Source organism: Bacteroides intestinalis DSM 17393, from assembly GCF_000172175.1.
GTDB lineage: Bacteria > Bacteroidota > Bacteroidia > Bacteroidales > Bacteroidaceae > Bacteroides > Bacteroides intestinalis.
On the sequence record NZ_ABJL02000007.1, the window covers coordinates 913,789 to 933,134 of the forward strand.

The 19,346-nt window shown below is 40.3% G+C and carries 10 protein-coding genes; 2 read left to right on the forward strand and 8 right to left on the reverse strand.

The features are described 5' to 3' along the window. The 6 genes from BACINT_RS07240 to BACINT_RS07265 all read right to left on the reverse strand — a co-directional run bounded on the left by BACINT_RS07240 (position 1) and on the right by BACINT_RS07265 (position 12,582). Positions 1-1,623: a glycoside hydrolase gene (locus BACINT_RS07240; RefSeq protein WP_007661843.1), complete on the reverse strand. Its 1,623-nt coding sequence runs from the start codon at positions 1,621-1,623 to the stop codon at positions 1-3. 34 nt (positions 1,624-1,657) lie between these two features. Beyond that, entirely contained in the window at positions 1,658-3,277 is a 1,620-nt protein-coding gene (locus BACINT_RS07245) for a RagB/SusD family nutrient uptake outer membrane protein (RefSeq protein ID WP_007661844.1), read from the reverse strand. Positions 3,278-3,290: 13 nt separating this feature from the next. Beyond that, the gene (locus BACINT_RS07250; RefSeq protein WP_232288750.1) at positions 3,291-6,311 is read right to left on the reverse strand and encodes a SusC/RagA family TonB-linked outer membrane protein; all 3,021 of its coding nucleotides are present in this window, start codon (positions 6,309-6,311) and stop codon (positions 3,291-3,293) included. Between the two features lie 22 nt (positions 6,312-6,333). Beyond that, positions 6,334-7,677 carry a hypothetical protein gene (locus BACINT_RS07255; protein ID WP_225663139.1) on the reverse strand — a complete coding sequence of 448 codons (1,344 nt, stop codon included), beginning with the start codon at positions 7,675-7,677 and terminating at the stop codon, positions 6,334-6,336. A gap of 97 nt (positions 7,678-7,774) precedes the next feature. Next, positions 7,775-11,098 carry a DUF5107 domain-containing protein gene (locus BACINT_RS07260; protein ID WP_007661860.1) on the reverse strand — a complete coding sequence of 1,108 codons (3,324 nt, stop codon included), beginning with the start codon at positions 11,096-11,098 and terminating at the stop codon, positions 7,775-7,777. Positions 11,099-11,196: 98 nt separating this feature from the next. Then, positions 11,197-12,582 (reverse strand): sugar porter family MFS transporter, encoded by a 1,386-nt coding sequence (locus tag BACINT_RS07265; protein ID WP_007661862.1) that lies wholly within the window; start codon positions 12,580-12,582, stop codon positions 11,197-11,199. A gap of 183 nt (positions 12,583-12,765) precedes the next feature. On the opposite strand from BACINT_RS07265, the gene BACINT_RS07270 reads away from it, so the two are divergent. After that, complete coding sequence (locus BACINT_RS07270; RefSeq protein ID WP_007661863.1) at positions 12,766-13,644, forward strand: AraC family transcriptional regulator; 879 nt, start codon at positions 12,766-12,768, stop codon at positions 13,642-13,644. Between the two features lie 302 nt (positions 13,645-13,946). Here BACINT_RS07270 and BACINT_RS07275 read toward each other — a convergent pair whose 3' ends face one another. Both BACINT_RS07275 and ahcY read right to left on the reverse strand, forming a co-directional pair. Next, entirely contained in the window at positions 13,947-16,460 is a 2,514-nt protein-coding gene (locus tag BACINT_RS07275; RefSeq protein ID WP_007661864.1) for a YfhO family protein, read from the reverse strand. Positions 16,461-16,562: 102 nt separating this feature from the next. Beyond that, on the reverse strand, positions 16,563-17,981 hold the full coding sequence (gene ahcY, locus BACINT_RS07280; RefSeq protein ID WP_007661865.1) for an adenosylhomocysteinase: 1,419 nt from the start codon (positions 17,979-17,981) through the stop codon (positions 16,563-16,565). 171 nt (positions 17,982-18,152) lie between these two features. On the opposite strand from ahcY, the gene BACINT_RS07285 reads away from it, so the two are divergent. Beyond that, positions 18,153-19,325, forward strand: a complete 1,173-nt coding sequence (locus BACINT_RS07285; RefSeq protein WP_007661867.1) for a PAS domain-containing sensor histidine kinase — start codon at positions 18,153-18,155, stop codon at positions 19,323-19,325. Positions 19,326-19,346: the final 21 nt, after the last annotated feature.

A 19,346-nucleotide genomic window follows, 5' to 3' on the forward strand; every position in this document is an offset into this window, starting at 1 on the left:
TTATTCTAGTTCACCAACAAAAGTTACGACAGACTTTGCCGGAACAACAATCTCATTAGTTTTTATTGTCGTTCCCTTTCCTAAATTGGATGTTTCAGAAGTGGTGTAAGGAGTTAAAGTCTGATTCTTCAGTTTCAAATCTTGAAGATTATATTTTCGGTTGACAGAACCGACATTAACTGCTACCAAAACTATCTTTTTGGAAGAACCGTCTTTGTATGCGCTAATCATAACATCTTTACTCTCTTTCTCAGGGTCTGGATTTTCGGTAATAACGGCAACACGTTTCATACCCGGACGGACAAAAAAAGAATAATTACCTAGCATCCACATAAGCTTAGAGTCCCTGGCAAATCCATCTTTTTTGCAATAGTCTGTAACTTGTGAACCATTATTTGTTCCATCATCCAGATATACCAAACCGTCCTTGTAGTCTGCACGGGTAAGAGCTGTCCACCAAGACCAAGAGGAAGCATTTACCAATGTCAAATCATTGTGAATAGTACGTGCAACAAAAAGTGCCGTTTGCATACCCAAATCGCGTTTATTTCCGTTTCCGTTAGGAATTTCGGACTCTCCGGGGCTTTCGAGGATAGAATACTCAGTTTGCCAATATTTTAAGCCGCTGTGCTCTTTTATTTTATCATTCAAGGCTTTACGATGTGAAACTAAATCCTTGACGGGCCAAACAGTCCAATAACTGTGTCCAGTCATTACTCGCTCTACATTGGGCAGAGAAGCAATGCTCAACGGAGATGATGGATTCCAAAAATCATCAATCTGATTATCAAAGTTCTCATTATCTACATTTTTATACAAATATTGAATACTCCCAGCTTCTCCCAATGCTATTTTGGTAGCCAATCCTCTTTTGCTGAGTCTTTCTGATAGTAATTTTACGAACTGAGATATTTCTTCATTAGTGGCGGGAGTCCCTTCCTGACTGCCTTTACTCCAATCCCATTGTGGTTCATTCACAGGACTTAAATAATCAAATTTAACTCCTTCTTTCTTCTGCAAGTTATCAATGCATTCTACTAAAAAGTCTGCATAATCAGGCATCATACCTGCCTTGATATTCATCCTTTTCTCTTTAATTGAAAAGCCTTTCCCATTTATGGACATATGAACCGGAGCGCTTAGGTTAAAAGCAAGAAAATGTTCAACCCCTCTGTCTCGAGCGGCTTTTAAAAACCATTTCTGTCCTTCATATTTATTCCAATTGTAAGTACCATCAGCTGATAAAAAGCATTCAGACCGTCTCCACTCATCCGCAATGTCGCTATCAAGTCCTTGTTCTGTGCTTCCTGCACCAATGTAAAATCTCCACATGGACAAGCCGATGCCTTTTGGATTTCCATTTTCATCGACTTCCTGGCTAAACAGCCAATCGGCAATTTGATTTCTCTTCTCTTCCGGCCAATATTTTCCTACCATCTGACAGCGCCAAGCATCTGATGCCCCAAAGCCGTCAATCGTCTGCATTTCCTGATTCAAGTCTACTGAAATATTTCTCACCTTATTGTAAACAGGCGGTTCTGGAATCTCCAATTTGGAACTACATGCCGTAACTGAAAACAGTGTACAGATACCTAATATCTGCAAATATTTGCTATTTCTCATTTCTATAAAATTTAAGTTTGATCTCTTATGTTTATTAGTAATTAGGATTCTGTGTTACAGTACCAAAACTACGATCTATTTCCGATTGAGGAATGGGCCATACCAAATGTTTATTGATATCGAAGTTGATACCTTTGTTCTGTAGCTCTTTAAGGTTGCTCGTTTCATACTGATCCGTTGATTCATACATATTGTAACGAACAAAACTTCCATTCGGACCGAACAAACCAGCTATAACGGGTTGATTAGTGACCGGATCTATCTGTCTCCTAATATCAAACAGACGCAATCCTTCAAATGCCAATTCCATTCTGCGCTCTTTCCAAATAGCATAAAGTATTTCGTTACCGGTTACAGTTCCTTTTTTCGGAGAAAGTTTTACTCGAGCACGAATGATGTCTACATCATCCATTGCTTCATCAAACATACCCAAGTGAAAAGCTGCTTCTGCACGCGTCAGATACATTTCTGCCAAACGGATAATTGGAGTATTCAAAGGAGCGTTATATCTTTTATCTTCCAATGTTCTACGAGTAGCAATGGGAATATAATACTTACGAATTACACGCCCAGACTTATTTTGTGCTAAGTCAAATACATAAGTAGGGTTTAAATCCTCATCACCATATACAGCGTCACCACAAACCGTTATTGTACTGCGCCTTCTTATCTCATCTTCTTCCGAAAGATAACAATTTTCCAAATCGCTGGTGGGTACTCCCCATCCCCAACCATCCATAATGTCATTGGGGTCTTTACTGGGGAAATTTTCCAAACTTTCACCACGTCCTCCACAAAGTGTAGAAAGGGGATTGCCCAAAATTTTACCCACTTCAGTGCTTGTCTGAACTTCAATAAGCGATTCTATGCCATTGTGATTATTGACGTTCCAAATATCTAGAAAATCAGGTTCGAGTTTACAGCCACTATTCATGATTGTGGTATCTGCATAATGATAAGCTTCTTCCCATTTTCCTTGATATAATGAAACTCTTGCTAATAATGCAGTACAAGTCCATACAGTAGCCCTACCTTTTCCTTCACTTCCATACGTAGTATTTACCATGTGAACGGCTGACTTAAGATCATTCTCTATTTGCTGATATATTTCTTCTTTACTAGAACGCCCTAGATTCATATCATTGGATGAAAGCATTTTAAGTACCAATGGTACACCCCCAAAATTGCCTACAAGATCCAAGTAATTATATGCGCGACAAAATAGAGCTTCACCGACATAGGACTTTTTTTTGTCTTCAGAAATAGGAGCTTCGGGAATAGAGTTTATGGCAATATTACATGCCATAATATTCTTATATCTCTCCTTGAATAAATCTGTAAGATATCCCATTCTATTGGGAGTGATCAAGTATTCCGAAGCTGGACTGAATCCATCAGCAGATTGTCCGGTATTTCCCATCCAAGCATCATCGGTAGCCGTTTCATTCGTTATTCTGGTATGAGCTATCGGCTGCCAGTCATTATTTAGCAATGCACGCTTATACAAGTCAATGACAAAGTCACGACATTCTGTATCTGTCTTAAAATAGTTATCCAAATCTTGAACACCTCTTTTTTCGTGTTCAATAAAATCTTCACAAGACATAAATCCCAATGAAGCCACTATTATGAAAGCAAATATATTCTTTTTCATGATTTACAATCTATTAAAATGTTACATTTACACCTACTGAGTATATACGTTGTACTGGATAAGTCCATCCGCCAAATCCAAAACTCAACACACTACCTGAAACTTCGGGCTCAACGCCATTATAGCCAGTTAAGGTAAACAAGTTTTGTCCTGCTATATATAATCTCAGTTTATTGACGCCAGGGATTTTCTTAAAAGTATACCCCAATTGTAAATTCTTTAGTCTTAAGTAAGAACCATCCTCTATGTAGAAAGATGAGAATTTGGTAAAGTTCTCATTATGATCTTGAGTAGATAAGCGAGGAACATAGTTAGAAGTTCCTTCACCGTGCCAAGCCATATCAAGTAAACCGCTCACCTTATTCACTTTTCCACCACTGCCGGCAGCATTGTACAATTCTTGAATATTCTGATTGACAAGATCATTACCGATACTGGCATAGAAGTTTGCCACTAAGTCAAAGTTCTTATAACCTAAGTTCAGATTAAGTCCCATCGTCATATAAGCCCATGGAGAACCAATCTTTGTACGGTCATCTGCATTCAATTGTCCGTCTCCGTTTATATCCTTAAATCGAATATCGCCAACTTGTGCGTTAGGTTGTAAGAACTGTCCTTTGTTATTAGTATGACGATTCACTTCAGTCTGATTCTGGAAGATACCGTCAGCCACATATCCATAGAAGAAAGCAGGCTCTTCACCTTCTATTGTCTTTGTCTTTTCACCATTTCCATACAATGGGTCTTTATCGCCTGTCAACTCTGTCATATTGACGTTGAAAGTAGTCAAGTTTAAAGTAGTTCCAAAGGTAAAATCTCCCCAACGGTCATTGTAGCTGATTGCCATTTCAAAACCTTTGGTACGCATAGAACCTACATTTGTCCAAATCTTGGCATCACCCGGGTAGCCGGAATAACTGGGATAAGCTTTCTGAAAAAGCATATCTTTAGTATTCTTTATATAATACTCAAAAGATCCCGTTAAACGATTATCAAATAATCCATAATCAATACCAAAGTTATAATCTTCTACAGTTTCCCATTTCACATCCTCATTTTTAACCAAACTGGGGTAAACAGTATTCACCACATTATCGCCCAATACATAGTAACCTTGTCCTAATTGAGACATATAAACTCCTGAAGGTAGATTCTGATTACCTACACGCCCCCAACCTATTCTAAGTTTAAGGCTGTTAAGTACAGATTTTATACTTTCCATAAACGGCTCATTAGACATACGCCAAGCTATAGAAGCTGAAGGGAAAGAAGCCCATTTATTCTTGGACAGGAATTTGGAAGAACCATCCACGCGATAAGTAGCTGTAAGATAATACTTATCATTATAATTGTAAGTTAGTCTACCTAAATAAGACAAAATAGAAGTGGTAGAAGAATTACCTCCGGTCTGTGGATTGACGGTACCAGCATCCAATTCATGTAAATTATCTGAGTTGTTGGGCATTTTTTCATAGCTTCCCCACAAAGTAGTACTATTCCATTCTTCCAAGGTGTTACCTACCATAAAAGAAAAATTATGCTTATTTGCAAAAGTTTTTAGGTATGTCAATGTATTCTGCAAACTCCAATTACGATAAGTGGGTTTGTTACGCGTGAACTTGTTGTTCGTCTGAAATTCATGAGCTGCATCAATAACAAAATCCGGTGCAAACGTATTGGAAATTCGAGTATCTAAGTCTATAGAGAATTGAGATCTAAATATCAAATCTCTTATCGGCTTAATTTCAAGATAGGCAGAAGATGACAAAGCATAAGAATTATTACTTTGATTCCATCTGTGAACATAACCAACTGGATTCCAAATTTGAGAAGGAGAACGGGAATATACACTATATTCATTTTCAGTACCATTTAATTCATCCTCTGGTTTAAAAATGGGGGTAATAGGATCCACTCTGTCAAAGTCCGACCAATTAGTAGGATTCCCCCATGATTCATAACGCGGATTTAATGAGAATCCAGCTGAAAAATACTTATTAAATTTATAATCATTGGTAAAACGAGCTGTAAATCGCTTATATCCTCCCTTCTGGTAGAAAGAATCTTGCTGAAAATAATTTAAACTAACCGAATACTTATTCTTCTCCGTTCCACCCTGTACACCCAAACTTGCATTCAATTGAGGGGTAAACTGACGAATACCCGCATCCCACCAATTTGTTGTTTTACCTGCAAAAGAAGCGGGATTTTCAAATTCCTCCGGATAGCCGGCCTGGCGGGCGGCTGTATTCAATATTTCAGCATACTCCACAGCATCTGCCATATTATAAGGATTTTTCATTTCCTGTACGCCATAATGCATATCGAGATAGAATGAAGGTTTGCCTTCCACTCCCTTACGAGTAGTAACCATAATAACTCCATTTGAGGCACGACTACCATAAATGGCACTGGCAGAAGCATCTTTCAAGACTTCAATGCTCTCAATCTCATTAGGATTAAGGAAATTGATTCCTTCGCCCATAGGAACCCCATCAACCACATACAATGGGTCAGTGGACAAGTTGATGGTAGAGAAACCTCTAATCAAAACCTTTGGCTGACCACCTGGATTCCCTGCTCCTACAATTGTTACACCAGCCACCTTTCCTTGAAGACTTTCGGTAGCATTGCTTACATTCATTGATCTCACTTCTTTTCCTTTCACAGAAGAGATGGAACTTGTTAAATCACTTTTTTTCTGTACGCCATAGCCTACTACCACCACTTCTTGAAGCAACTCTGAATCTTCTACCAAAGTTACATTAATGACAGTTCTATTCCCTACCTTTTCTACAATGGTTTTGTAAGAGATAAAAGAGAATGACAGTTTGGAATCTATTCCAGCTACTGTTATACTGTATTGTCCATTCACATCAGATATACTACCATTGGTAGTTCCTTCTTCTTGGATATTAACACCTATCAGAGGCTCATTTTTGTCGTCAACAATAGTTCCTCGAACCTTTATCTGCGCATTAGCTGTAAGGCAGAAGAAGAAAACAACAAGAGAAAATATAATATTTCTTTTCATGACTATATACATGATTTAATGATTATTCTTTCAATAATTTAGCACGCGCAATCTCAGTATCAATAATGAATTTATAACTTCCCTTTTGATTTACCTTCAAGTAAGGTTGGCTTGAACCCATATAATCAATAATACCATTTTCAAGTAAGCGCCAATATTTACTCCAGCCCGGATAGGTAATGGTTACATTAAGCTGGGTTTCGTTCAATATAAGAGTCCGTCCAAGTATATATGGATTTTCCGCGTCCGGTGTGAGTAGACAGTTTTTATTAGAGGGATCCCATCCGGCACCTTCAAATCCGTAACCACACATCGTGATATCAGGAGAATCGTGCACAGCTGAAGAAGGTATATAAGGAGTCACAGTATATGTTTGCTCTTTGGTATTTGCCACAATCTCATAGTATCCCTTTGTTGGTAGCACTATTGGTGCGGCAGAAGGACTATTTAGCAATTTACCGTTCTCTTCTGATACGCCAAAGCAGTGAGGTTCAAAAGCGCTCTCCTGTCCCAAAAAGTAGATTTCCTTATTATCACAATCCGCATAATATTTGAAAGTAAATATACCATTTGATTTTTTATGATAGAGCATCGGTACCCCACAAACATCGGCTGTTAAATCAGTTCCCTTAGGAACATCGGCCAGGAACAAAGTAACCATTTCACTGGAAACAATATATTTAATTTTCTGTGTTTTCCTGTTAGCTTCTACAAAGTTATCAATTGCTGTTATTTTTAGTTCATACTCTTCCGGTTTGGATGGTAAAGAATAAGTTTTGTTGAAAGAGTACTCTTTCTCGCCGTTTAATTTGATTCTTTCCATGATACCCAATATCGGTTCTTCCACATATACTGAATCTAAGCCTGAATCATCAGTGACTTTAAAGGAAAGTGACAATTCCATCTTGCTTTCCAATAGCTGTACTGTTCCGTCTTGTGGTGATACATTTGAAAAATTAGGAGCATTAAAGTCTCCATCCAAATGTAATGTAAGCTCTTTGGTCACAACATTTCCAGAAACATCCTCCAGTGCAAGATTTACTTTATATACATCTTCATTTTTCGTATCCTTTGGTGCCAGAAACTCATAAGCCAACTCATATTCTGTAACTAAAGTATCTGTCGGGAATACAATTTCCTTATCCAGATAAAATTCTGGAATCACAATTTTCAAAGACTTAAGGCCTAAATCATCTTTTAAATCAGCCTTAATCACAAACTTTCTGTTGGGATTAGAATACAATTCATCACGCAACACTTTTATTTCCGGGGCATCAGATGTAGGATAGGAGATACCCTCATCGTCCGAACATCCCATAAAGCAAAGCAGCATTAATAATGCTGATAATCTAAATAAACTTTTCATAATATTAATATTGTTGTTAACTAATAGTTTATTTCTAAGTGAATTACTGTACAGGGAAATGTGTCGATTCTGGCACATTCCCGTACAATAAGAGCAATCACATCCTGAACACTTGTTTATTCACATCAAGTCTTTTCACCTTTTCATAATATTCTTCTGCTAATTCTTCCTCTCCTATACCACTATATCCTAATGCCATAACATAATAGCAATGAACCTTGTTACGTACATTCAGGTCATCCTCCCAGATCGCAAGCTCTGGTAAGGATACTGCGAAATAATCGATTTTGCATTCATCGAAGAGATGCTTCTTGCCGTGGTCTATCAGCTTGTTGAAGCGGCTACGTGCTTTGCTCTCTTCTCCTAATGCCCTCCAGGCAAGTCCTTGATAGAAAATCTTGTCAGGTTGTTGGTCATTGTAATAGAATGCTTGTTGAGGCTCGCTGGAACCTTGTGTTGCTTTCATTAAGTATTTTATGGATTCGGCTTCGTTGCCCAGCTTTTGGTAGGCTATTCCTTTATAGTAGTCTACCTCATTCTCTTCGGCGTTGATCAGTTTACCCTCACCTAAATTATGCGGATAATGATCTGTCTCTTTTAAAAGACTGATGGCTTCAAGATATCGCTTTTCCTTAATAGCTTTTTTGGCAAGTTCTACCCGACAGAGAATATATTGCCCTGTAACTTTACCTTCGCCACCTTCCCACGGATGGAACTTCCGTGCGGCTATCAGTTCTCTTGCCTTTTCATAGTTGCCTAATTGATTATAGAGGGTTATTCGTTCTATGCATAAGTCATCCCGCTGTGCCACCAGTTCCAAATGTGCCTCTAGAAAGGTCAGGCGTTCTGCATGGGCTCGTCCCATTTTCTTATATAGTTGATCCAGCTCCATAAAGATGCGTGAGTCCGTTTGGTCCAGTTCAAATGCTTTCTCCAACAATCGGCATGCTTCTTCTTTCCTGCCTTTTTTGTTGTAATAAGCCAATGAAAGGTTGCGCAGAGCTGTAGGGAACTGATTATTTATCTCTACTGATTTCTCCCAGCATACAGTAGCTTCTTCATAACGGCGGTGTGCATACCAGAAGTTCCCCAGATAATAAGGAGCCTTGAAATCTTCTGGATTCATCTTCATAGCATCTGCCAGTACATTGACTTCATCGATTCTGTTTGGAAAACACTTGTCAGGAGATAGGCTTTGTGCCTTCTTATACCATTTCTGGGCTGTTTCTTTATCTCCTGCCATTGATGCAAAGTATCCTAACATATAAGCAGCTATTGGATAAATATTGGTTTGTTCGTCTATATAAGTATGCATAATCCGGGAAGCTTCTTCATACATTCCTGCAGATGAAAAATCAAATGCATATTCAATATAGTTGTGTACACTACCGTTGAGGATACTTAGCATTTCCTGCAATTCTACCGGATTGCTTTCAATGAAATATTTTTCAAATCGGCATCCCAAATTAAACTTATCGACAATCAATGATTCCTCAATAAATTTCAAGGCTTCTTCAGTCTTTCCTGAATGTCTCAGGATAGAAGCTTTTAACTGGCGTGCTTTATGATTATGCCAGTTGTGGATGAGAGCCAGATCTATATGTTCCAAAGCGGCAGTCCAATTCTCTCTGATACAATCTATCTGTGCCACACCAAAGTAGCCTGCATCTCTCCAAGCCGCATTCCATGTGGCTTTATAATAGGCACTATATGCATCATCATACTTACCCTGCATCTTCAGGCTCCACCCCAGATTATAATAGGGTTCTCCATCATAAGGATTAGGATTACGCTCTGTTAATGTTTTTATGGCTGTACGGAAATACTGTTCAGCTTCTTCAAATTTACCTCGGCGCATATTCAGCAACCCTACGGCATTATTGCAACGTATATCTCCCGGTTCTCTTTCCAATGCTTCCATGTAGTAAGCCATTGGGTCATAGGTCGCATGCCGATATTGCTCCAGATGTAACCCAGTCAGGAATAATTGCTCTATGGAAGCTATCTCCTTGGGTTGTTTGGCTGCCTTAGCAGCATCCGGAGTTGGTTTTATTTCAGGCTTATCAGCTTTATATTTCAAAAGTAGTTTGCCATTGTTATCATACAAGGATAAAATAAGGTTTTCGGGTAACTCTTTTGTTATATTTATCTGACTTTTAAAGATATTTTCTGGCGAAAGTGTGGTTATTTTGTCAAATAACACCTTTCCTGTTATATCTTTTAATTCTATTTTGATGTTTTCTTGCTTACCGGTTGCATATACAATGATGTATGCGGTGTTATCTGCAACATCCAGATTCAAAATGAAATCTTTGGTCGCATTCTTTACATATCCCACTTCACTATATGGCAGGAAATATTGCTTCCATGACTTTTCCTCATAAGGTTGTAACCATGTGAAGTCAGGCTGATTATCTGTATAAACACCTGTCATCAATTCGATGTAAGGACCATCTTCATCAGTAAGGTTTCTGTCCCATGCAATACCAAAATCACCATTTCCCCAAGTCCATTGTTTCTTTCCTGGTGAGAGGTGATGATCGGCTACATGTAATAATCCTGCCTGTATATGTTCTTCATATCCGCCTACAAAGTCATAGCGTGATTTAATGGCCATGTATGAAGTGGGAACAGGGATATTCTTATATTTGGAAATATCGACACCTTCCGAATAGTCCTGTTTGTAATATATGCCTGTAGCTATAGGAAAATTGGATACATCTCTTTTCCCATGATCGAAAACAGCATGTACATCGGGTGGAAAAACCGAGTGATAGTGGTCGTTCACAACAACGGCAGGGTTCGCCCACCAAAGGAAAGTTTGGGGGAACGGAGTTCGGTTATAAACCTTTACATTAATTTCCAGATAAGCTTTGTCCGGATGAAGTGTGAATCCCTGCATCCCTTTCGTATTGAACATACGCTCTACTTCATTGCACCAGACCGTTTTACTACCGTCTGCATTTTCTTCAATCATACAGTCGGTAGGTAAGTATGTACTTGGACGATGATGCTGAGGCCAGTTGAATTCAATTCCGCCTGATATCCAAGGACCGGTCAAACCTACTAAGGCTGGTTTAATGACTTGGTTGTAGTAGACAAAGTGACGTTTCTTCACTTTGTCATAAGCCATTTGTACTCGCCCTCCCAATTCCGGCAAGATCATAATTTTAAGGTATTCGTTTTCGAGGAAGTAGGCCTGATAGTCTTTTTCTTTTTTCTCGTCGCATATCTTTTCTACGACAGGATAAGGGTAAACTACTCCTGAACTTCCTTGATAAACACGCTTTTCCAGAAAGATGGGATTTTTTTCTTCCTCTCCGATTTCATAAGTCGGAAGTTTGATTGTTTCTTTCCAAACTTTCACAATTCCTTTTTCTGAGAGGGTCGGTTTAATTAAATATTCTGTAATTTTCTCCATAAGGTATTTATTGTTTTTTTAGACAATAAGGGTAAGTTAAGCGATGATTTCTTGTCATCGTTTAAGTAAGATGTAATTCAATAAATGATATGTTGTTTTTAACTAGTTAATTCTTTCTCAATGCTTTCCAGTGATTTCCCTTTTGTTTCGGGTAATTTGATTTTGATGAATACAAATCCGAGAATACAGATGATTCCGTACAACCAGAAAGTACCATAGGCACCTAATCCGGAATTTAATAAAGGGAATGTATATGTCAGTACAAAACAAGCTGCCCAAAGAGAGAAGGTGGATACTGCCATTGCCATACCACGGATACGGTTTGGGAAGATCTCAGATAATACGACCCATGTAACGGGAGCAAGTGTCATTGCATAGCATGCTATAGCTAATACAACCATAATTAGTACGGCCATTCCGGTTATATTGAGGTAGTAACATATGCCCATGATGATATAAATGATGGCAAGCCCTGAAGCTCCGAATAACATAAGGGAGCGTCTTCCCAACTTATCTACAGTGTACATACCTACAAAAGTGAATATTACGTTCGTCACTCCTGTTACTACAATATTGAATAGGATATCAGAAACACCGTAACCTGCAGCTGCAAAGATTTCCTGGGCATAATTAAACACTACGTTTAGTCCGCACCATTGCTGGAAGGCTGCAATAACGATGCCTATTAATAATATTCCCGGTATCTTGCCTTGAAAAAGCAGACGGATATTTAACTTCTCTTTGGTGACATTTATAACTGTTTTAATGCTTTCAATTTCTTTTTTGGCATATTCTTTTCCACCTATGTGGCTCAAGATATTTTCAGCTTTACCGTATTGTAATTTTGTAGCCAGCCAACGGGGACTTTCGGGAATGAAGAATATAAGGATAAAAAAGAGTCCCGAAGGTACTACTTCTGCCCAGAACATCCAACGCCATCCCATTTGCCCATTCCATGTTTCCAGAATGTTTTCGCCGGGAACTACCGGGTCAGCGATCAACCAGTTGACGAACTGGGCTGCCAGAATACCTAATACGATTGTCAATTGATTGATCGATACAAACTTCCCTCGTACATGGCTGGGTGATACCTCGGCTATATACATGGGAGATAAGTTGGAAGCAATGCCGATGCCAATACCACCGAATATGCGGTAAAAGATAAACCAATTGAGGTCATTGACAGCTCCTGTACCTATTGCAGAAACGGTAAAAGTGATAGCTGCTATTATCATCAAGGGTTTGCGCCCATATTTATCAGATAAGCTACCTGCAATTGTTACCCCTATTAAACAGCCGAGAATGGCACTGCCCATGACCCATCCCTGCATACCGGGAGAATTCTCAATTGCAAAGAAGATTTCATAGAATGGTTTGGCACCTCCAATGACTACCCAATCGTATCCGAAGAGTAGCCCTCCCATGGCAGATACCAGCGAAATAAGTAATAGGTAAAAATTGTTGCTAAATGGTTTTGTTTTCATGATATACGATTTATTGTATGGCAAATGTATGCCATTAAACTTAATAAAAAAATGCAGATTGTTATCAATTTAATGTATAATCTTATTATATTTATGGCTGTAAATGCTTGAATGCATTGCTTGAATAAGCATTCATGTAAAATACTATGATATATATGTAAAATACTACCAAAATCAGATACTATGGAAAAGGTTGCAGAAGGTTTTAAAGGAGAGAAGGCTATCGTTACACCATATAATATACGTAACCTTCAACGAGAGAATAATATTACAAAACAATTATTCGTCAGTCATATTGGATACTATCCTCATGCAGAAAATCATTTTAGGGAAAGGGAAAAAGGGACTAACGAGAATGTCTTTATATATTGTGAGAGTGGTTGCGGTTGGGTTAGTTATAAAGGTGAGAAGTATATCCTGACTAAAAATCAGGCTTTTATATTACCGGCTAATGAGCAACATGCATATGGAGCGGACGAAGTGAATCCCTGGAGTATCTATTGGCTACATTTCTGTGGCGAGGGCGTGGCTATGTTCTCCTCTATAATAGGTAAGGCTATATCTTTGGAGGAGTCGGATAAGAGCCGTTATGATGATCGCTTTCAACTATTTGAAGAAATGTATCAGAACTTGGAAATGGGATATAGTCCTGAGAACTTGGAATATGTTAGCTTTTGCCTGATGCATTTTCTGGCTTCTTTGAAGTATATTAATCAGTTCAGAGAAATAAAGAAGGTGAGAGAAACGGATTTTATACAGAAGAGCATTTCCTTTATGAAAGAGAATATGGAGAATAAGATTACGCTGGAGGATATAGCTCAGCATGTGGGCTATTCCGCATCTCATTTCAGTGCATTGTTTTCGGAGAGAACTTCTTATGCTCCAATGGAATATTATAACCAATTAAAAATTCAACGTGCTTGTTCGTTCTTGCAATTCTCCGATCTAAAAATCAAAGAGATTGCTTTCCGTCTAGGGTACTACGATCAATTCCATTTCTCGAAAGCTTTTAATAAAGAGATGGAAATTACTCCTAAAGAATATAGGAGGAGATATAAATAACCAGTTGGCGGGATTAGAGGCTGTCAGCATCCTGTCAGAGTCGTATCAGAGAGGAATCAAATCCCTATTTGCTCCGTACCATCTTCGGATAGAGGTACTTCTGACCGAATTTACTACGGAGTTGGTACGGATCGGATACTGCCCAAACCCGGTCCTGGTCTCTATTCGGGCACGGGGAGGAGGCCGTTAATTCCGCCAACGGGTATAAATAACTTCGGATATAATGTGAAATGCGCCCTAAAAGTTTGCTACAGACTTTTAAGGCGCATTTTGTAATAAAGAAAAATTAGTTTTGCTAGGCTTTAGCTTTTGGAAGAGCTTAACCTCTTTTTATATACAATCACCATTATCATAATACCTATCACCATTAGAGCCAGTGCTGCATAAGCAATACCTTCTGTTACATGCAAGCTCTTCGGATCAAAGCGCATTTCAATGGTGTGTTTTCCAGCAGGTACATACATGGAGCGCAGGATATAGTCTGCACGGGCAATGTCGGCAGGTTCTCCGTCGATGGTAGCTATCCAGCCATCCGGATAATAGATTTCGGAGAATACGACTACACCATCCTTTGAATTATTTGTTTCATAAACCAGACGGTTCGGTTCGTAATTCGTCAGGCGTACGCTGGAAAGGCTGTCTTTATGAACGGTGGTAACACCTTTCAGAATATCTTTGAAGCGTGTATCTACTACGGCAGTTTCCGTTGGAAGTATAGTATTCAATGCATCTATTTCCTGATTTGCATTATCCACATATTCCACTTTATTTACGAACCATGCATTACCGTAAGCATACGGGTTTTCGATAGGCACTGTCTGTCCTTGTCCGGCAGGAAAGATGAAATACTTCGTATTCAGCATGTTCAGGATGCGGAATTTGGAAGCATCTACGCTGTCCATTTCTCCGCCTGCGGTGGCAATAACCCGATAGGTGGCTTGCATTTCAGGAGAAATGTGCCGTTCGATCATCTCCTGATAACGACGCAACTTGGCAGCATGATATCCGCCCACACTCTTGTGCCAGTAGGAAGTATTATTCTCGTTGAATGCATCTCCGGAGAAATTCAGTACACGGTAGTTCGGATCAGTGTCCTGCAGGATGATTTCGTCAGCTTTCGTTTTTTTGAAAGTATCAACTTGGGTAGAACGTGGAACGAATTGATCATCGTGCAGATAGCGCTTGTTGACTCCCCACATATCGATCACGCAAAGAATGGCAATGCCTGCAATAATATAGGGTCTCTTTAATTTTCCACTATAGTAAAGCCACAACAGTGCACAACCAATTACGATAATAATAAAGCTACGCAGTGCATCGGCACTAACCATTGCAGCACGCATTTCCGCCATATTAGAGAGGATGCCGGACAACTCGTTTGCAGGAATCATTTGCTGATTGACCGCATTCTGTAGCATTTGTGCTTCCTTTGCAGGGATGAAAGTTGAGCTGAAAGCTCCGGGAATAATGGCTAATATCAAGGCTACGCCGGCAGTAAGTGCCAAGCTGACACCTATAAACTTCATCTTCTTCTTGAGTATCTCTGGTTCATCCAGAATCTTTTTCAGCGCAAAGATAGCTAGTAGTGGAATTGTAAATTCTGCAATAACGAGAATGGACGATACGGCACGGAACTTACTATACATAGGTATATAGTCGATGAAGAAATCAGTCAGTGGCATGAAGTTCTTGCCCCATGAAAGAACAATGGAGAAGAATGTAGCTCCGACTAATGCCCATTTCAATGGACCTTTGACTATAAAACAACCCAAGATAAAGAGGAAGAGTACAAAAGCACCTACATATACAGGACCTGAGGTCATCGGCTGGTCACCAAAGTATTGGGGTAATTGCTGGTATAGTCCGGAATAGGTTGGATTGGCTTTTTCCATGGCTGTCTCATTCAGGATGAGAGGTACGGAGGCACCACCTTTAAAGTTAGGCACTAACAAGGTCCAGGTTTCGCCGATACCATAGCTCCATTGAGTGATGTAGTCACGATCCAGTCCGCTACTGGTTTGTTTGGCTGCATCACCGGTTTCTACAAGCTCGCTTTTACCGCGCATGGTTTCTTTGCTGTACTGGTAAGTGTGATACAGGTTTGATAGATTGACGGATATGCCAATCAATGCAGCTACTACAAGCACACCGCTAGCTTTAAAGAATTGTGGCAAGGTCTTGTTGCGCCATGCATCTTCAAAATAGGCTCCTGCAATGAAGAGGATGACGAACAGGAAGTAATAACTCATCTGTACGTGGTTCGACAGAATTTGCAGGGCAATGAACAATGCTGTAACGATACCTCCTGCCAGATATTTACCCCGGTATGCCAGTACGATACCTGCTATCGTGGGCGGTATATATGCCAGTGTGATAAACTTCCAGATGTGTCCGGCAGATATCAGAATGAAGAAGTAGGACGAGAATGCCCACATTAATCCGCCTAACCCTGCCAGCCATGTAGGTATGCCGAATGCACGCAGCAGGATGAAGAAGCCCAGCATCAGAATAAACGTCAGGTTGACATATGTGGGTAAAAATAGTCGGTACACTTTCTGCACCCATGTCAGCGGTTGAGTTGAATCGTAGCTGGGGGCTATCTGGTAAGTTGGCATACCACCGAATAAGGAGTTAGTCCAGCGCGTATACTCACCGGTTTCCTGACGATACAAGCTTGCTTCTTGTCCGGCACCTGCACCGGCAGCCGTGTCATGTTGGAAAAGAATGCGGTCTTCTATATCCGCCGGAAAGAAGTAGGCGAACGAAAGTACTGCAAACGTAAGAATGACCAGGAGGTCAGGGAGGAGCTTTTTCATAAAAACGGGGTTTTTATGAAATTGACAATTGACAATTGACAATTAAGCTGCGCTGTCATTCTGCATAGCCATTGTCAATTGTCAATTGTCAATTTCGTTATTTTAATAGCGATAGTGTTCGGCTTTATACGGTCCGTCTACAGTTACACCGATATAGGCAGCTTGCTCGGGAGTCAGCTTCGTCAGCTTCACACCGATTTTCTCAAGGTGCAGACGTGCTACCTCTTCATCAAGATGCTTAGGCAAACGGTAAACACCGGTTTCATACTTCTTGTTGAACAACTCAATCTGAGCTAATGTCTGGTTGGTGAATGAGTTACTCATAACGAATGACGGGTGACCGGTAGCACAACCCAGGTTCACCAGACGACCATCGGCTAATAGAATAATGCTGTGTCCGTCGGGGAAATAATAGCGGTCTACCTGTGGCTTGATATTCACACATTTGATGCCGGGGTAATGCTTAAGAGCATCCACTTGGATTTCATTGTCGAAGTGGCCGATATTGCAGACAATTGCCTGGTCTTTCATCTTCTCCATGTGATCGATGCGGATGATGTCGATATTGCCTGTTGTAGTAACAAAGATATTACCTTGTGTACAAGCCTCTTCCATAGTTACTACCTCGAAGCCCTCCATTGCAGCTTGCAGGGCGCAGATCGGGTCTACTTCCGTAACCAGTACACGGGCACCGTATGAACGCATGGAATGTGAACATCCCTTACCTACATCGCCATAACCGCAAACCACTACTACTTTACCGGCAATCATTACATCTGTGGCACGTTTGATACCATCGGCCAAAGATTCACGGCAACCATAAAGATTATCGAATTTAGACTTCGTCACTGAGTCGTTCACATTGAATGCCGGGAACAGCAATTTCCCTTCTTCCTGCATTTGATACAAACGGTGTACACCTGTCGTAGTTTCTTCTGAAACGCCACGCATTTCGGCAGCTACGCGATGCCAACGGGTAGGATCTGCAGCCAATACACACTTCAGGATAGCATTCAGTTCTATTTCATCTTCCGCATGGACTTCTTTATCCAGAATAGAGGCAGTGCTTTCCGCTTCGTACCCTACGTGTATCATCATGGTAGCGTCACCGCCATCGTCAACGATTACCGTAGGACCTTTGCCGCCGGGGAAGTTCAACGCCTGAAGCGTACACCACCAGTAATCAGCCAGTGTTTCACCTTTCCAGGCAAATACGGGAACACCACTTGCAGCGATAGCAGCAGCAGCATGGTCTTGAGTCGAATATATGTTACATGAGCACCAGCGTACTTCGGCGCCCAGTGCCACGAGGGTTTCAATCAGTACCGCTGTCTGGATGGTCATATGCAGGGAACCCATTATACGAGCGCCTTTCAACGGTTTTGTTTCTCCATACTTTTCGCGAAGAGCCATAAGGCCGGGCATTTCTTGTTCTGCCAGATCGATTTCCTTGCGACCGAAGTCGGCAAGCGTAATGTCTGCCACCTTGTAGGGCAGAGTAGAGAATAATTCTTTAGACATATTAATCAATGATTTAAAATAAAAAGTGATGCAAAGATAGAACATTCTGATTAGTAGGGCAAAAGCTATTGGTTTTTTTTAAATAAAAGCTCGCAATATATGTTGATATAATTGAAAAGAATAGTATATTTGTTGCCCGAATGTAACACTCAACAACATATCGGCCTTGAAATGAAGGACTATAAAGATAAAACAAAAGAAGAACTACTGGAGATTATCCGGAAATTAGAGGAGCAATTGGAAAATCGTACTCTTCCGGATTCTTCATGCCAGGATGAAGACTTGGAGCGCTTCCGTAAGCAATACGGTAAAGAAATTCTGGACGCTATCCCGGATATGTTGACTGTTTTTGATTATAATCTGGATTATATAGAACTACTGTCCTCTCCTGATACCAATCATGTAGAGGGATTATCCGGTGAGGATAAGTCACATCCTAATCTGAAAGATATAGTACCGGAATCAGAATACCGCAAAATCCGGGCGAATATGGAGAAAGTGATGCGTACCGGTTGTACCAGCATAGGAGAACATTCATTGTGGTTTGAAGGAGAGATGCATCATTATGAAAATCTGGTATGTCCTTTGGGAGATAAATATTTATTATGTATGTGTCGGGATGTGACGAGCCGGGTGAATGCGCTACGTGAACTGGCTGCTGCCCGTGTAAAGGCAGAAGAGTCCGATCGATTAAAATCTGCGTTCCTTTCAAATATGAGTCATGAAATCCGTACTCCATTGAATGCGATTGTTGGATTCTCAAGGTTGGTTATCGATCCGGGGCACGAAGGAGACAAGGAGGATTATTGCAATATTATCGAGAAAAATTCGGAATTGTTGTTGTGTTTGTTTAATGATATTCTGGACTTGTCTGAAATGGAATCAGGGACTTTGGAATTTGTTCGTGAGAAGGTGAACCTTTATCATGCTTGCCTTGAAGAATATGACAGTCATCGGTTGAAAGTAAATAAAGGCGTGATTTTGATACTGGACGATGTGGATGAGGAGTTGTGTGTGATGGGAGATCGAATGCGCATTATGCAGGTATTGATGAATCTGTTGAGTAATGCTGCTAAATTTACTCCTACCGGAGAAATACATTTTGGTTATCAGTTACGCGGCAATATTGTACAGTTCTACGTAAAAGATACGGGTATTGGTATTCCTGCCAACCGGGTGGCGAAGATTTTCGAACGCTTCGGCAAGATTAATAACTTTGCACAAGGCACCGGGCTGGGGCTGACTGTTTCCCGTATGTTGGTGGAACGGATGGGTGGACGCATTTGGGTACGTTCCGGCGAAGGAATAGGAACGACATTCTTCTTTACGCTACCGCTGGGATAATTGAGGATTACGAAATTAAGC

Coding starts and splice junctions, on each gene's coding strand:
- BACINT_RS07265 (WP_007661862.1), bottom strand. CDS start 12,582: ATGAAAACAAAACCATTTAGCAACAATTTTTACCTATTACTTATTTCG.
- BACINT_RS07275 (WP_007661864.1), bottom strand. CDS start 16,460: ATGAAAAAGCTCCTCCCTGACCTCCTGGTCATTCTTACGTTTGCAGTA.
- BACINT_RS07270 (WP_007661863.1), top strand. CDS start 12,766: ATGGAAAAGGTTGCAGAAGGTTTTAAAGGAGAGAAGGCTATCGTTACA.
- BACINT_RS07260 (WP_007661860.1), bottom strand. CDS start 11,098: ATGGAGAAAATTACAGAATATTTAATTAAACCGACCCTCTCAGAAAAA.
- BACINT_RS07285 (WP_007661867.1), top strand. CDS start 18,153: ATGAAGGACTATAAAGATAAAACAAAAGAAGAACTACTGGAGATTATC.
- BACINT_RS07245 (WP_007661844.1), bottom strand. CDS start 3,277: ATGAAAAAGAATATATTTGCTTTCATAATAGTGGCTTCATTGGGATTT.
- ahcY (WP_007661865.1), bottom strand. CDS start 17,981: ATGTCTAAAGAATTATTCTCTACTCTGCCCTACAAGGTGGCAGACATT.
- BACINT_RS07250 (WP_232288750.1), bottom strand. CDS start 6,311: ATGAAAAGAAATATTATATTTTCTCTTGTTGTTTTCTTCTTCTGCCTT.
- BACINT_RS07255 (WP_225663139.1), bottom strand. CDS start 7,677: ATGAAAAGTTTATTTAGATTATCAGCATTATTAATGCTGCTTTGCTTT.
- BACINT_RS07240 (WP_007661843.1), bottom strand. CDS start 1,623: ATGAGAAATAGCAAATATTTGCAGATATTAGGTATCTGTACACTGTTT.